The organism is Dyadobacter soli, assembly GCF_900101885.1.
In the GTDB taxonomy this organism is placed as follows: Bacteria; Bacteroidota; Bacteroidia; order Cytophagales; family Spirosomataceae; genus Dyadobacter; species Dyadobacter soli.
The window spans coordinates 226,596-243,343 of the sequence record NZ_FNAN01000007.1 but is presented as its reverse complement, the minus strand read 5'-3'; the positions used below and the strand labels follow the sequence as shown (position 1 = coordinate 243,343).

General features: G+C 52.0%; 9 protein-coding genes. All 9 read left to right on the top strand.

Going from position 1 to position 16,748, the window contains the following annotated elements; all coding sequences use genetic code 11:
* Window positions 1-9 precede the first annotated feature (9 nt).
* Entirely contained in the window at window positions 10-1,146 is a 1,137-nt protein-coding gene (locus BLQ88_RS13120; protein WP_090150338.1) for a serine hydrolase domain-containing protein, read from the top strand.
* Between the two features lie 215 nt (window positions 1,147-1,361).
* Window positions 1,362-2,135 (top strand): NIPSNAP family protein, encoded by a 774-nt coding sequence (locus BLQ88_RS13115; protein WP_090150335.1) that lies wholly within the window; start codon window positions 1,362-1,364, stop codon window positions 2,133-2,135.
* 130 nt (window positions 2,136-2,265) lie between these two features.
* A complete protein-coding gene (locus BLQ88_RS13110; RefSeq protein WP_090150333.1) occupies window positions 2,266-4,536 on the top strand; it encodes a TonB-dependent receptor in 2,271 nt (756 codons plus the stop codon).
* Between the two features lie 358 nt (window positions 4,537-4,894).
* Entirely contained in the window at window positions 4,895-6,907 is a 2,013-nt protein-coding gene (locus BLQ88_RS13105) for a tetratricopeptide repeat-containing sensor histidine kinase (protein ID WP_229212685.1), read from the top strand.
* Window positions 6,908-7,125: 218 nt separating this feature from the next.
* Complete coding sequence (locus BLQ88_RS13100; protein ID WP_090150694.1) at window positions 7,126-9,081, top strand: sigma 54-interacting transcriptional regulator; 1,956 nt, start codon at window positions 7,126-7,128, stop codon at window positions 9,079-9,081.
* A 27-nt stretch (window positions 9,082-9,108) separates the two neighbouring features.
* Window positions 9,109-11,382, top strand: a complete 2,274-nt coding sequence (locus BLQ88_RS13095) for a tetratricopeptide repeat-containing sensor histidine kinase (RefSeq protein ID WP_090150327.1) — start codon at window positions 9,109-9,111, stop codon at window positions 11,380-11,382.
* Window positions 11,383-11,606: 224 nt separating this feature from the next.
* Entirely contained in the window at window positions 11,607-13,118 is a 1,512-nt protein-coding gene (locus BLQ88_RS13090; RefSeq protein WP_090150691.1) for a ferritin-like domain-containing protein, read from the top strand.
* 38 nt (window positions 13,119-13,156) lie between these two features.
* A complete protein-coding gene (locus BLQ88_RS13085) occupies window positions 13,157-15,391 on the top strand; it encodes a hypothetical protein (protein ID WP_090150323.1) in 2,235 nt (744 codons plus the stop codon).
* Window positions 15,375-16,745 carry a radical SAM/SPASM domain-containing protein gene (locus BLQ88_RS13080; RefSeq protein ID WP_090150320.1) on the top strand — a complete coding sequence of 457 codons (1,371 nt, stop codon included), beginning with the start codon at window positions 15,375-15,377 and terminating at the stop codon, window positions 16,743-16,745. The genes BLQ88_RS13085 and BLQ88_RS13080 overlap by 17 nt, the downstream gene beginning before the upstream one ends.
* The last annotated feature ends 3 nt before the right edge of the window (window positions 16,746-16,748 follow it).

Sequence of the window (16,748 nt, the reverse complement as noted above, 5' to 3'; positions counted from 1 at the left end):
CCAGCAGAGATGAAACTCAGCATTCTAAAACAAGCCATGATGATCGCCGGCCTCGCAATGGCCGGCCTGTCCTGTACCGAAGACCATGTGCCTCCGGGAAATCACCCTGACGCCGAGAAATACCAGCGGATCGTCGCCCGGTTTATGGAAGCCGGCGCCACGGGCGTCAGCATTACGGTGCTTTCGCCCAAAGGTGCCTGGCATGGTACCGGCGGGCATTCCGATGTCGAAAAAGGCATTGCGATGAGCCCGGAGAACACGTTGCGCATTGGCAGTATTTCGAAGATATTTACCTCCGTAACCATTCTTAAATTGCAGGAGGAAGGCAAGCTGAACATTACCGACAAGATCAGCAAATACCTGCCCGCGGAAGTCACCAGCCGCATTGCCAATGCAGGCGAGGCGACCATCGAACAATGCCTGAACCACACCTCGGGCATCCGCGAGTACCTCGACGAAACGGTGAGGGACGGCATTCTCAGCCAGCAGATTGTGAAGTATTCCGCTGCGCAAAACCTCGCATTGGTTTACGACAAACCGGCCGATTACCCGCTCGGAAAGGGCAATTACTGCAATACCAACTACCTGCTGCTCTCGGAACTGATCCGCATTGTTACCGGCAAAAGCGCCTACCAGGTGGTTCGTGAAAAAGCCATCGAGCCGCTCGGTTTGCGGAATACCTCTGCCAGCATGGTTTTGCCCGCTTCCCTCACGCAAGCCTACTTTGGTGCAGGCGGCCCGATGGAGAATGTAACCTGGATCGACAACAATGCCGTGGGCGGCGAAGGCGCGCTCGACGGCGGGATGATCGCGACTTCGCACGACATTGCCGTTTTTCTGGAAGCATTACTCACGGGCAAAGTGCTCTCGCCCGCCTCGCTCGCACGTATGCATACCTACGTGGATATCGACTCCACCACGCTGCCCGAGGAGCTTCAATACTACAAACAATACGGCCTGGGTTTAATGAAGATCGAAACCGACCATGGCACCGCTATCGGCCACGACGGGCACGTCTACGGCTTCGTGTGCAAAGCTTTTTACCTACCCGAGCACAAAACCACCATTTCGATATTGCTGAACGGCTGGTCACCCGAAAGTGTGGCCGTGCTCAATGCAAAGAGCACATTTAACCTGCTGTTTTAAGCAATTATATCTCAAAAGCGTAAGTGCAAAATGATCCCCATTTTGCACCTAGATGAGTATTAGTTATCTTAAACAAATATTTAGTGACATCCCAAACCGCATCGCCCAATCACCCTAAACTCCAAACTCAAAAACGCTAAACTCAAAAACGTTAAACTCATAAACTCTAAACTCAAAAAACGCTAAACTCATAAACTCCAAACTCATAAACTCCAATGCAAAGAAGGAAATTTATCCAATCCTCACTCGCCGCAACGGCGATCACCGTCGAAACCGCATTAGGCCATGAAAAATACCAGGCACAACGGGAGGTTTACGAATGGCGCGAATACGAAATGCGTTTCGGAGCCAACGTAGGCCAGCTCGAAGATTATTTCAAAACGGCGCTTATTCCTGCATTGAATAAGCTCGGCGTTAAAACGGTCGGCGTTTTCAAGGAATACCGCGCTTCCGACCCGGCCAAGATATACGTGCTGACGCCCTATGCTTCCTTTGAAAGCTACGTTTCAATCAATACCAAACTAAAATCGGATGCGGATTACCTCAAAAACAGCGCAGCCTACAACGGCCTGCCCGCCGACAAACCGCTTTTCGACCGCTTCACGTCTTCGCTGATGAATGCATTCGAAGGCTGGCCGCTACTGACCGTGCCATCGGGCGCGACGCGCGTATTTGAGTTACGGACCTATGAAGCCGCCAACGAGGATGCATTGAGGCGGAAGATCAAAATGTTCCACGACGGCGAGTTCCCCATTTTCCAGCGCGCCAAACTGAATCCCGTGTTCTTCGGCGAAGTAATAGCCGGCGACAGAATGCCACGGCTTACCTATCTGCTCACGTGCAACAACATGGAAGAGCGCGACAAAGGGTGGGGCGCTTTCATAGCCGATCCCGCATGGAAGAAACTGGTAGGCGACTCCCAGTATGCCAACACCATTTCCAAAATCGTAAACACCTTTCTGGTGCCGACAGCCTACTCGCAAGTGTAGGGGATATCGAAGCAGGAAAAAGGGGCATCAAGCAGAATTTGGTGCCCCTTTGCTGTTCCTGGCGGTTTTCGGAACGAAGTTTTCCTATCTTTGCTATTATTTATAATAAGTCCAAATAAAATAATAGAAAATGCGGAGACTTTTAATTCTTTTTTTCATCTTTCTTGCAGTGCGGGCGTTTGCCCAAACCGGTAGTATCAGCGGGACTGTGGTCACGTCCGACGGCAAGCCTGCCGAGTTTGTAAATATTGTCCTTGAAAAAACTGCGCGTGGTGCCGTCGTGAATGAAGCGGGGCAATACACGATCCATAAAGTTCCGGCTGGAACTTACACATTGACAGCAATTTTTACCGGTCTTGTCGCTCAGAAGAATACTGTAACCGTAACAGCGGGCGAGACCATTTCGGTGGATTTTACGCTGGCCGAGGATAACCGCCAGTTGCAGGAAGTAGTCGTGCGCGGTGATAACCGCCTCATGAACCGGGAAACCGACTATGTGGCCCGTATGCCGTTGAAAAACCTCGAAAATCCGCAGGTTTACAACGTGGTAGGGAAGGACCTCATGAAAGAACAGATGATGACCGACGTGAAGGACGTATTTCGTGCCGCGGCCGGCGTGGCCCCGACAGAGTACGTGACGGGAAGCTTCGCGGTGGTATTCAGGGGTTTTACCAATTTCGACTACGCCCGGAACGGTATGGCTACTTCGGTATACCGGACGGGCACGGAAATCGCCAACCTGGAACGCATCGAGATGATCAAAGGCCCGTCGGGAACGCTTTTCGGTTCGCAGGTATCCACTTTCGGGGGGGCCATGAACCTCGTTACCAAGAAGCCCTATGCCGGTTTCGGGGGCGAAGTGGGATACAGTATGGGCAGTTACGATCTGAGCCGCGCGACGATCGATATCAACACGCCGTTGAACAAGGAAAAAACGGTGTTGCTGCGGTTCAATGCCGTGCAGCATCAGCAAAACAGCTCCAACGAATACGGCAAGAACAAACGGTTCGTGATTGCCCCGAGCCTTTCTTACCAGGCCAGCGACCGCCTTTCTTTCCTGTTTGATTTCGAGTACTTCAAAAGCAATGCAACCCGCCTTGCCTACACGCTGCTTTTCGCGGACGAGGTACCGTTCAAGTCGGCCAAGGATATTCCGCTGGGTTTTAAAAAATCCTTCTTTCAAAACGATTTGATGAGCGATGCGCAGGCTACCAAATATTTCGGCCAGGCCAAATACCAGATCAGTAAAAACTGGACTTCGACAACCGGCGTATCGCACGTGAACGAGTTTTTGAACCATAGTTACCAGCCCTATATCGAATGGATCAGCGCCGATACGGCGGTAACGAGTATCCGGCATTTTGGCCCGAGGGAAAGAACCTATGCCAATATCCAGCAGAATTTCAATGGCAGTTTCAACACCGGCCGCTTCCATCATAACATCGTCATTGGCGCCAGCTACGAGTACAATGACGAAACGCTGACTTACCAGGCCATCCCGCTCGATAAAATAAATATCAACGAGCCGTTTGAAAAAGCGGGCCTGAGCAGGGTGAACAGCGCCCTCGCTACCCCGGGTGCACCTGTTTCGCATGACGCGTACGGGGGAAATGCATTAGGGGTGTATGTTTCCGACGCCATCAGTTGGACCGACCGCCTGTCGACCATGCTGAGCCTGCGCTATGACCGTTTCGAGCAAACTTATGAGGGTGGTTTCGTACAGCCATCGCTTTCGCCGAAGCTGGGGATCGTGTACCAGGTCGTGAAAGACCAGGTATCGCTGTTCGGGAATTTCATGAACGGTTTCCGCAACCAGGGGCCGGTGGAACAGCCGAATGGCAGCCTGTTTAAACCGAAACCGGTATTTGCAAATCAATTGGAAGGTGGTTTGAAAGCGGAATTGCCCGGCAACAAACTCGGCGGGAGCATCAGCTACTACTATATCAATATCGACAATGCTTTGCGGACCGACGACGCGCAATACAGCTTCCAGGACGGACAGCAGGTGAGCAAAGGCGTAGAGGTAGAGCTCACGGCCAATCCAGTTGAAGGGCTGAATATCGTGACCGGATATGGTTTCAATGAAAACAGGTTCGTAAAGGCCGATGTGTACGAAGGTAAATTCGAAACGCAGGCGCCGCAGCATATTGTGAACTATTGGGTGAGCTACCGGCTTCCGTTCCGGCATTTGAAAGGGATCGGGCTGGGCTTCGGCGGCAACTATGTGGGCGATTCGTATCTCAATTCCAGCAATACTTACACGATCCCGGCCTACCACGTGATCAATGCCACGGCATTTTACCAAAAGGACAAATGGAAGCTGGGGCTGAAACTGAATAACATCTCCAATGTAAAGTACTGGGATTCGTTGGAAACCCGCAGTTTACCAGGAACTTCGTAGCCAGTTTTTCTTTCCGGTTTTAGGGAAATAATTCATAACTGCATTTATAATCAAAGCGGCCGGCGGCTTTCCAGACAAGGGATAGCTGCCGGCCCTTTCATTGCAAGTCCTCTCGCTAATTTGCTTCGGCGAATGAATTTTTTCTACAATATATCCAGACTATTTGTGTAGATTTTTGCAGACTTTTCGATCCTGATCCGGCTGATAACTCGCTGGAAATAGGGCCGAATTGTACAAAAAGCATATGTATTTTGTGTCTCCCGGTATCATTGTAAAAGAGAAAAACAATTTGAACGCGATGAATAGCCAAATTGCCCTGCCGGTCTCTTCATATCAATGTAGGATTATTCTGGTTTGTTTGTTTCTGACGATCGGTTTCACGAGTTGCCGGAAGTCCGAAAAAACCGGCCATAACGTGGGGCTGAAACCGTGGATCGATAGCCTCGACCGCAGCTCGCGCACCACCGGGAGCCGGAAAGCGATCGCCAAACTGGACTCGTTCATGGGCACGCTTCGCCGCAAGAACATTCACGACAGCATTCTCTATTTCAAATTCATGAAAGTGCTGAGTCACCGCGATTCCACGATGACCAGGGCCGCGCTCGCCTATACCGACAGTCTGCTCGGATTATTCGGCCCGGAGCACATTCGCAGGGAAAACCCGATCGATTATTCGAAAGCATTGCTTTTAAAAGGAGATGATTTATTGAAGCAAAAAGAATATTACCAGGCTTATCGTAACTATTACAAAGGCAAATCCTTTCTGACGTCGGTGGGCGAAATATGCGAATGTGCGCGGTACAGCAGCCGGATCGCCAATATTTCTTACAAGGAAGAAAATTACTACCAGGCGATCGAATATTGGAAGCACGAGTTGGAAGAACTGGCGCATTGCAGGGAACCGGAGAATTTTCAATTGGAATTTATTGAAAAACAGGGCAGTATGCGAAATATAGGCATCGCGTACATGCTCATCAACGAGCCGGGAAAGGCGTTGGACTATTTCAAACAGGCCGAGCAGTTTATCACGCGGAATGCCGCCCGGTTTCCCAAAGAACAAAACTTCATCCGGTTTGCGCGGATCGTCATTCTGAGAAACCAGGCCGAAGCCTATGCATTGAAAGGGGACAACCGCCAGGCTGAAAAACTCATCAAAAAATGCCTCGAACACGACCCGACCATCGAATGGTCGATCGACGTGGAGCGGGAATCACGGCAGATATTGGCGCAAATTTACATCGATTCCCATGCGTACGACAAAGCTCAGGCCCAGCTCGATTCGTTGAGGCGCTTGCCCGGCACGGCAGGCAATGCGGTTGCCAAAGGGTTGTACCAGACCATGCAGGCGTCCATTTTTTATGGGCAGGGCAATTACCAGGAGGCTGGCAAATTGTTCATGGCCAACCTCGAAGCGGAGCGTAATGCGAACCTCGAAAGAAATGCGCAAAGCAAAAATAATGTCGGGCATTTGTTGCAACAGGTTCAGCGTGAGCACGAAATGGAACTGGCGGCCGAAAAAGACGAACGCGAAGACCTGATCCTGAAATTTTCCGTACTGCTTACTTTCGCGATGGCGGTAATTGTGTACCTCATCTGGCGGAATACGCGCAAAACGATTGTCAACCTCCGGGCCGTAACAAAACTGAACGGGGTAATCACGCAAAGCAATGTCGCATTGCAGGACACCGTCAATGCATTGGAAGAATCGGAAGTGGAAAAGGAAAAGATGCTGCGCATTGTGGCACATGATTTGCGGAACCCCATTGCGGCGATGATCTCCGGCGCGGATGTGCTCTTCTGGGACCAGCCGCCTAACGAAGAGCAGGCTATGCTCGTCAACGCGATCCAGCAGTCGGGGCAGCTGGCTTTCGGGCTCATCGGCCAGATATTGCAGTCGGGCCCGGACAAGAAAAAGATCAGCAAAAGCGAGGAGGATCTGGCGGAAATCGTGCAGTCGTGCATCGATATGCTCAGCTACAAGGGAAAAGAGAAGCGGCAGACCATATATTATGATTACGAGCAGGCCATCGTGCCGGTGGACAGGGAGAAGATCTGGCGCGTATTTTCCAATTTGCTGAGCAATGCCGTGAAATTCTCGCCGACGGAAAGTGCGATTAATGTAAACCTGAAAAAGAATTCAAACCTGACCTTGCTGAGCGTCCAGGACCACGGCATCGGCATACCCGACGACCTCAAAGGACATATCTTTCTTTCTACGAACGACGCCCGGCGGGTAGGCACCGCGGGCGAGCAATCGTTCGGAATCGGGCTCTCTATTTGCAAGCAGATCGTGGAGGCACACGGCGGGAAAATCTGGTTCGAGTCGATAACCGGTACCGGGACGACTTTTTTCGTGGAATTGCCGGATTGATCCGTCTGCGTTTTTGACGAAATATCGTCAATTGACGAAACGATTGACGATATTTCGGGAGTAAATGCCGTGCCTTTCCTGCGCCTGTACATGAAGGTATGCGATAATTTGCTTGGAATCAGTAGGACGCGGGAAAATTTGCATTTTTACTATCACGGGCACGGTTTTGCATGGTTGTTTTCTTCAAAAGCCCGGATTCTCTTCCTTATAACCCCATCATGAAACGAAAGATACTGATCGTCGAAGACTTGTTCGTTGAGGCAAACCACCTTAGGATCATGCTGAAACGTGCCGGGTACGAGGTAACCGGCATTGCCAGGACGTATGAGGAAGCCGTGAGCCTGATTCAGCAGGACCGGCCCGGAATCGTGCTGCTCGATATCTTCCTGGCCGGGAAAAAGACCGGGATCGATCTTGCGAGCGTTCTGAACCAGCAGCACATACCGTTTCTCTATCTTTCCGCAAATTCCAACGAGGAAGTGCTCAAAGAAGCCAAAGCGACCCGGCCGAGCGGTTTTATCGTGAAGCCATTCCGCGAAAAGGACCTGCTGGTTTCCCTCGAAATAGCCGAATACCTGCATGAAAACAGCAGTGAATCCCAGCTGAAACGAGAGGTTGATTTTCAGGTGGAGGTGAAGCAGCTCATGAAAAACGAGCATGAATGGTCGGGGCGGGTACTGGGGATAGTGAAAGCATTACAAAAACTGATTTCCTTCGACTATGCCGCGGTAGGGTGTATCGGGGAGCATTTTTTGCCGTTCAATGCCCTGCATTTTTTGCGTACCGGCTTCGACGATTACCAGGTAATGGATTCGGAAGGGCTGCGGACGGTCTGGAATATCACAAAAGGGGAGTTCGATGCATTGATGAAAGCGACGCCCATTGATCCTCGAACGCAATTCTATAACGGAGAGCGGTTCCGGGAAATAGCGGCCGCCAATTCGATACGGAAAATGATCGCGACGAAATTCGGAATGCGGTCGAACCTGGTCATGCCATATCCGGGTATTACCATAGACAATAAATTTTTCTTCATTTCACTATACAGCAGGCGTCCCGACGCATTCAGCGAGAACGACCTCGAACTGTGCGACCGTATCCAGGTGCCGCTCGAACGCCTCGTAAAAGAAATGACCTCCGAAACGCCCGCACCCTTTCCGCAGGTACGGCTCGGACAATCGGTCGGGATCGTGGCGGGTAACCGCGACGCAGAAAATACATTCAAAGGCATGATAGGCCAGAGCCATTTGCTATTGAATGTGTTCAACCTGATCAACCAGGTGGCGGCTACCGACACCTCCGTGCTGATCACCGGCGAAAGCGGAACGGGCAAGGAACGTGTGGCCGATAACGTGCACTCGCTTTCTTCACGCAGGACCAAGCCGTTTGTAAAGGTGAATTGCGCCGCATTGCCGATCAGCCTCATCGAATCTGAACTGTTTGGTCACGAAAAAGGGGCATTTACCGGCGCTACTACGAGGCGGATCGGCCGGTTTGAACAAGCGAACGGCGGCACCATATTTCTTGACGAGATCGGCGATATGCCGGTCGAGATACAAATGAAACTACTGCGCGTGCTGCAACAGCGCGAAATCGAAAGGCTGGGCGGGACGGAAACGATCCGGATCGACATCCGGGTGATCGCCGCCACCAACCGCGACCTCGAACGGGCCATTGCGGAAGGCAAGTTCCGGCTCGACCTCTACTACCGCCTCAATGTTTTTCCGATCCTGATGCCATCGCTGCGCGAACGACGGGACGATATCCCGCTGCTGGTGAATCACTTCATCGGCTATTTCAGCCGTAAGATCGGCAAGGCTATCACAGGGGTAACCGAAAAAGTATTGAAAGCCCTAATGGAGTACGATTGGCCCGGCAATATCCGCGAGCTGGAAAATGTGATCGAAAGGAGCGTTCTGCTGGCCAGGGGCAACACGATCGACCAGGTATCCCTCCCGACCAACAACACGCCCCGGGACGAACCCAATACCTCTGACACTACATTTAAAAACATTTTCGAAAATGAGCGGGACCATATTATTGCCGTATTGAAAGCATGCGAGGGAAGAATCAGCGGGGAAAACGGTGCCGCAAAAGTGCTGGCGATTCCTGCCACCACATTAGGTTCGAAGATGAAGAAATTGGGGATTAAAAGGGAAATCGGGGTTTCGTAAGTTGATTACGAATAAATTGAAGTATTGATGAAATATATATACGCTCTTGCAATAGCGTTGGTTATTGTGTCTCAAAGCGCACGCGCCGAGGGATACGATCAGGTTGCGCGCTTGCGGGAGCTGAAAACGAATCTGGCTGAGGCGAAAACGCAGGTTGAAGAGGCCAAATGGCTGATTGAATTAGGTTACTTCTATTTATTGAAGCCTGGCGAAACGAAGGAAGATTTGCTTTTGGCGCGCTACTATTGTCATTCGGTTGCCAAGTTGAATTACAAATTGCATTCGGATCTGGTAAGCGGCGACATTTTCCTTTTAGACTCCCATATTGAAAAAGAATCGGGCAATAAAGCCGTGGCCATTCAGAAAGTAAATGCCGCGATCAGGCAATTCAGAAAGGCGAAAAGCCCTGATCGCGAAGGCGCTGCGCTGATGGAACTGCGCCATTATTACCATTGGGACGGTCCCGGAATGGACCAGCGGATCGATATCGTAAAGCTTGCCGTAAACCGTTTTGCGGCGGCGGGCGACAAGATCCACGAAGCCAATGCGCACCTCGAACTCGGAGACCTTTACCAGTTGAAAGGCAAGCCGGCCGAAGCCATTTCCAGCCTCAGGAAAGCGATTACGCTGTACCGAGCATCGAAATACGAGGCATTGCAATCGGTGTACAACCTGATCGGGCACATTTACACCGTGTCGGGCGATTTGAACAACGGGCTTACGTATGGGCACCTGGCCGTGAAAGTTTTGGAAGAGCGGCATGATACTTCCCTCGTTGCAGCTACGACGTATAACCGGCTAGGTGTTACCTACGCCCGCCTGGAACGATTTGAAACCGCATTGGAATTTCTGCAAAAAGGATTGTCGTACGCCATTAAAAACCAGTGGGACGATGGCACCGTGGAAATCCTGGGAAATATCATCGATACCAGTATTAAAATGGGCGGCAAAATGAATGCCCAGATATCCTATTTGGAAAAATTACTGCAAAAGCATTCAGGGAGTATGACTTTGTTTGTAAAAAAAGAAATCGAGGAAGATTTGCGGGTATTCTTTTTAAAGTCCCGCAATGCGCCCAAAGCTTATTACTATTTAAATAAATGTCTCGCCTACGAGCCGGAAGGAAACATAACCTTTAACGCAAACCTCTACCGCGATGCCGTGGAATATTACCTGCTCGTGGGAAATGCTAAAATGGCTCAGGGTTATCTCGACAAATACACCGCATTAAAAGACAAAACTTCGGATCTCTCGATATTAAAGAACTATTACTATGTAAGCTACCGCACCGACTCTGTTTCCGGAAAATTCAAAAATGCATTTCTCAATCACCTCAGTTATAAAGCTTACAGCGATTCTTTGAATTTGCTAAGATCAAAAGATGAATTGAAAGTACTCGCGGCGAGGTACGATCTTGAAAAGAAAGATGCGGAAATAAAGCTGAAATCAGAGAATATCAAGCTGCTTGAAAAGGACATTGCAACCCAGGGAGAGTTGCTGAACAGAAGCAATACCACGCGCAATGTGACGATCGTCGCGTTCCTGATTTCGTTCCTGTTATTATTTTCACTTTTCAGCAGGTGGAAAATCGTCAAGAAATACAGCCATAGCATTGCGCAAAAGAATTCTTACCTGGAACAACTGGTAAAAGAAAAAGAATGGCTGATACGCGAAGTGCACCACCGGGTGAAAAACAACCTCCAAATGATCGTCAGCCTGATCGACTCGCAGGCTTCCTATCTTAATAATGGCGAATTCGATGCGGTAATGGATAGCAAACACCGCATTGAAGCCATGTCATTAATTCACCAGAAACTGTATCTGACTGAAAATGTGACGACCGTCAATATGCAGGTGTACATTAAAGAATTGGTCATGTATCTGCGCGACAGTTTCGGGTCGATGCACCACATCGCTTTTGTGACGGACGTAGACGAGATCTGCCTCGATGTTTCGCATGCGATACCGATGGGTTTGCTGCTCAACGAAGCCATTACCAATTGTATCAAATATGCTTTTCCCGATAGCCGGAACGGCAAAATCGATGTAACCTTCAAATACAGGGTAGGGAAGCAGGTAATGCTCATGATCAAAGACAACGGCATTGGCCTTCCGCCCGATTTCGACGCCAGCCAGGTGCAATCGCTCGGTATGAGCCTCATGCACGGGCTCGCGACCGAGGTGAGCGGCACGCTTCAGATCGACGGAAGTAATGGTACCACCGTCACGTTGGTATTTGATTTGCCCAATGTGAACTGGATCAGCGGCCGGCCGCCGAAAATTGAATATACTACCGTTTAAAAGTTGCCGCCTGCAACGCGAATGCAATTGATTTACTTTCTTCAAAAAATAACAGCTCGTAACGGGTAGGTTACGATACTATTTGCTTTTCTTGTATAGAATTACTTCGAAGTAGTTTTCTTTGGTGCCCCACTAAATTCCTGATCGTATTGCTTTTCAACCGGCCGATGCATTTGCATTGGTTTGGAAATGTATTGCCTACCTGTTTCACAAAAACTATCACCATGGACGAAAAACAATTAAGGAAATCTTTCATCGATCCGGTTCTGGAATGGGCCCGGGCGAATCAGAAACCCAGAGAACTGCGCGCAAAAGGCCTGGCGGAAGTAGCGGCGCTCGACGGCGGGGTCACTGCCGAGTCGGCCGAAGCGCTGGCGGCCGGGGAGCCTGAGGAAATGCCCTTCGTAGTGCCCAAACAATTTACCGGAAAAGATTACATCACCATGTTGCTGCACGTCGACGCCGAGATCGAACACGGGCTGATGCTGCAATACCTCTATTCGGCGTACAGCATCGGCGGGCCGCAGATCCACGAAAAGTACCGCGAGCGGGTGCATAACTGGAAAAACATCATCCTCGGGATCGCCAAGGAGGAAATGGGGCACTTTATTTCGGTTCAGAACGTGTTGAAAATCATTGGCGCGCCGCTGAACTTCGGCCGTGAAAGCTACCCGTGGGATGTGCCGTTCTATCCGTTCCCATTCACATTGGAAAAGTTTACGCTGCGTTCGCTCGCCAAATACGTATATGCCGAAGCGCCAGCGGAATGGCTTGTGAGCGGCGACCCGATTGCGGAAGAAATCAATAAAACAGTGCATGCGCAGGCTTCGGACCCGCATACGGTGGGCGCGCTTTTCAAGGTGTTGCTCCAACTGATCCAGGACCCGGATGTGATCTCTGACGACGCATTTCAGCCCGGCACCTATCCCTACCAGGCCAAATTCGACGAATGGGGACGCGGCTATACCGGCGGCGACAGGGGTAGCGCGAAGGACAGCCGCTTCACGAAAAGCCCCGATGTGCTCGTAGCACCGCTGCTCTCGCGCGACGATGCCTATAATGCACTCGAACAAATCGCCGAGCAGGGCGAGGGCGACGAAACAGATTCCGAGACTCCCTCGCATTTCGAGCGTTTCCTGTTCATTTACAATGATTTTAAAGCCATTCTCGAAGAAACAGGCGGCGATTTCGACCCGGCTTATAACGTAGCTACCAACCCGTACACAGGCCAGCCCGACGACGCGGGCACGGCTTCGAACGAGCCTGCGGACGAAATGGAGCAGAATGTTATCACCAGCGAGGAAGCTATTTTGTGGGCCAATCTCTTCGATATTCGCTATCGCTTATTGCTCAACTTCCTCAACCACAGTTTTTTGTTGGATAATGGCAATAACAATGTCGGCTCGTTTACGCCGCGTGGGCTGATTATCAACTCTACATTCGGAGAAATGTACAATCTCCGGAGCCTGGCGACCATTCTCGTGCAAACGCCGATCGCGAAGAAAAGCAAGCTCATGGCCGGCCCGCCGTTCACCTCGCCGTACAGCATCGATCTGCCTTTCGGGGAGCATAACCGCTGGCGCCTCCACCGCGACCTGCTCGATGCGTCGGCTCAGCTCATCGAAAGCCTGAAAGCATTGAAAACGCAGCACAGCCAGTACCTGAATGCGTTGCAGGAGATCGACCGCAAGCTGCTGGAAGCGATTGCCCAACTTATGCAGGCCGAGCTCGCCTGAGTTTTTCAACCCATCAAAGCCAAAAACCATTGCCGGATATGAAAATTCTAGCATTAAGAATACTACCCCCCATTGCGATCGGACGTCTGGGCGAATCGGACAAGCCGATGGCCGCTTACGACCTGGAATTATCCAAAGACAAACCCCTGGATTTCCGCAAAATCGTGCCGGAAAAAAGCTTTAATGTACACCCCTCGACAGGGGAGATAACCGCTTACAAACCCAAAACGGTAGCGTTCAAAGACGCCGAAAACCTCGACGATAAAACCGGGAAAGCGCATCCCGTGGCGCCATTCCTGGAAGTGTTCGCCATTACCGACGAGGAACCGGGCAAACTGGTGCCGCTCACGGTCGATTTGCTGCAAAAGGCAGGGCATCAGCTCGACGACCTTAGCTGGGATGTGCAGGTGGGTAATATCAAAATATTCCGGCGGACCAATGACGAGAACGACAAGATGTACGCCACGATCAACGACATCCGTTCCCACGAACTGAAACCGCTGCTGGGCGAATGCAATAATTTTATCGACGGCAAAACGCTGCCGCTCGGATTCGTACAGTTTATCAAGCCAACGCCTGATTTTCCCGAAATCCGTTTCCGGTTTACCCCTGCCGCCGGCAAGGTTTACGGGTCGAGCCTGACGCGGTTCAACAATGGAAAGGAGCAGATCGACCCCGTATTTGCCGGGCGGCGCGAGGACCCTATTTTGTATGATGTTAAAAAAGGGAAATGGCACGGCTATTCCGAAACCAGTACGCCTAATCCACTGTATACCAACCCGGCGCAGATATTTGCGGGCTATTCCGATGCCGACGGCAATCAGATCAGCTGGGGCTATCTCGATGACGAATGCGATGGTTTCGTGACGGTGAGGCTCGGTGGGGCCGACGGCAAGCCGCTCTCCGCGAACGCGCACATCAGCGCAGGTCCGCCCGCGTATGCACCCGACACATTGCCCATCCGCGTGGTGTCCGACGAGCTGGAACAGATTCTGGAAGGCATCGAAGTCGACGCCGAGGTTACCATCGACGAAGCCGAGGACATTATCCGCCGCGCATTCGAAACGATCCGGCTGATGAATACCGCCATCATGAACGGCAATGCCTACGAAGGCAAGCTGAATGTCGCCAGTACGATGGTTAGGCAAAATACCAACGACTTCGGACGCCTCTACGAACCGATCATGGCGACGTCTCTGGTCGATAATATGGCGTTGCAGGTACTGCACGAGCGCGTTTTTGCAGGTCTGAGCACCGGTGCTTCGCCCTGGTTCGAAGATTTGCTACGCAAACCGGAGGAAATCGGCGACCTTTCGGCCAAGGCACTCCGCAAAATGCCCGCGTTGATGCGTGGCGCGGACGGCCGGTCGCTCACATTTACCCGCCGGCAGATCAATATGGTGATCAAAGCTGCGGCCCGGTCGCTCATGCCCGGCGGGGAGGCGGTTTCCGGCGATGATCCGCTGGTGCCGTCGAACCGCACCGCGCAGCTGCATTACCGGGGGAAAGGGAACCCCATGAGCGTGTTGCCCCGCACCGCAATCTCCAACTGCTTCCCGGGCCTCGAATTCGACTTCCGGAACCTGTGGCGCAGGGCATTCCAGGGCATTGTACTCATCGAGAACAACAACTACGTGATCGACGCCGACGATGCCAACCAGCATTTGATACACCACCGCCTCGTGGCGATCGACGGCAAGCCCACAATGGTGGCCACCTCGGGACCCGTGTTCCCCGACGGCGACAGCGTGCCGCTCCGCACGGAAGCCAATCCCAACGGCGTGTCGTTTATGGAATGGTCCAATTCGATGGTGAATGTGCTGCAAAAACAGGGACAGCAGGTGGCCTGCTATTTTACAGCCGAAACCAGCACGCATGAAGTGGTCGTGGATCTGGACAAACTCGAAGATCCCGCCAGATACATCAAGGTAATGCTTACCGTCAACCACGTTTTCGACGGCGACAGCGCCACGCTTTCCGAGCAGATTATCCGGCCCGGCGAACTCACGCAAGGGCTTTGTGCACCGTGGCAGAACGATTACCGCGAATGCGCCTGCTACTACTGGGCAGCCAGCCGCCCCGATTACGTGAATGTAGTGCCCGACGAAAAAGGGCTCAGTACCGGCGACAGCTGGATGGCCAAAAAGCGCACCGGCAAATACATTCCCGACGACCGCGTGAATACCCGATTGCTTTCGTACGACGACCTGTTCCTCAACTGGCAGGGAGAGCTCAACTTTATCGTGGAAGGAAAAGATGCACTTAACAGCTGACATGGAACCGGCTGTGGCGGTTTCAAGACTGGCCGGGACGATTGCCACACAGTCCCGGCCAAGATCGCCATTGGCACACCTGATCAAAGGCGGCAGGCAAACGCAGCTTTTCATCCCGAACGGCAGCAGGCTGTACGCCGTGGCAGGTGACGTAGAGCAAAGGATCGCGCGCGCACTGGACGCGGGCGATGAAGCGGAATTACAGGATCTATTGGTCAGATGTGGCCTTTCCGCGCCCGAATATGTCGATAACACGCCGCTGGAAAGCCCCCGGCTGTACGCACTTTCGCTGGCCATTGCCCAGAAATGCAACATGGGCTGCACGTATTGTTATGCCGATCAGGGCAGTTTTGGCGGGAAGGCGAAGAGCATGTCGCTCGACACGGCCCTTCGCGCCATTGATATGCTGATGGAACAATGCCCGGAAGGCGAAAAAGTGCAGCTCACATTCCTGGGCGGGGAGCCGCTCGCAAACCGGAAAGCTTTGACCGAAGCCACCGCGTATGCCGTCGCCAAAGCGAAGGAAAAGAACATTAGCGTCGGCTTTTCGATCACCACCAACGGCACGATGGTTACCGAAGCCGATGCCCGGTTTTTTGAGGAATACGGCTTTGCAGTAACCGTGAGCTTAGACGGCCTCGGCCAAAGCCACGACGCGCTTAGGCCTATGAAAGGCGGCAAAGGAAGTTTTGATCTGATCCTGAAAAACCTCGGCCCGCTGCTGACCATGCAGGGTAAAATGCAGGTTTCCGCCCGTGTTACCGTCACGCCGCGTAACCTTGATTTACCTGTAATGCTCGATGAATTCATCCGGATGGGCTTCCACAGCGTCGGTTTTTCGCCGTTGCTGCGGTCGATGAACGGCCGGGATGAAATGGGGCAGGAGGAACTCGCCGTACTGCTCGAAAACATGATCGCCTGCGGGCTGAACTTCGAAAAAAATGTCCTGGCAGGCAGACGTTACCCGTTTTTGAATATGGTGAATGCATTGAAAGAAATTTCGAAAGGCACGCACCGCCCGTATCCCTGCGGTGCGGGAGCAGGCTACATGGGCGTTTCGGCGGACGAGGAGCTCTTTGCCTGTCACCGGTTCGTGAATGAGGAGGAAGGTAAAATGGGCAACCTGACTACCGGTATCGACCCCGCGTTGCAAAATGGCTGGCTATCCTCGCGTCATGTGAGCAGCCAAAGCCCGTGCACGCAATGCTGGGCGCGGTACCTCTGCGGAGGCGGCTGCCACCACGAGGTAATTGCCAAGGGCCGCACAGCCTGCGATTACATCCGTTCGTGGCTGCATTATACGATACAGGCGCACGAAAGGCTTTCCCGCCTCAAACCCGGATGGAATATGTAATAG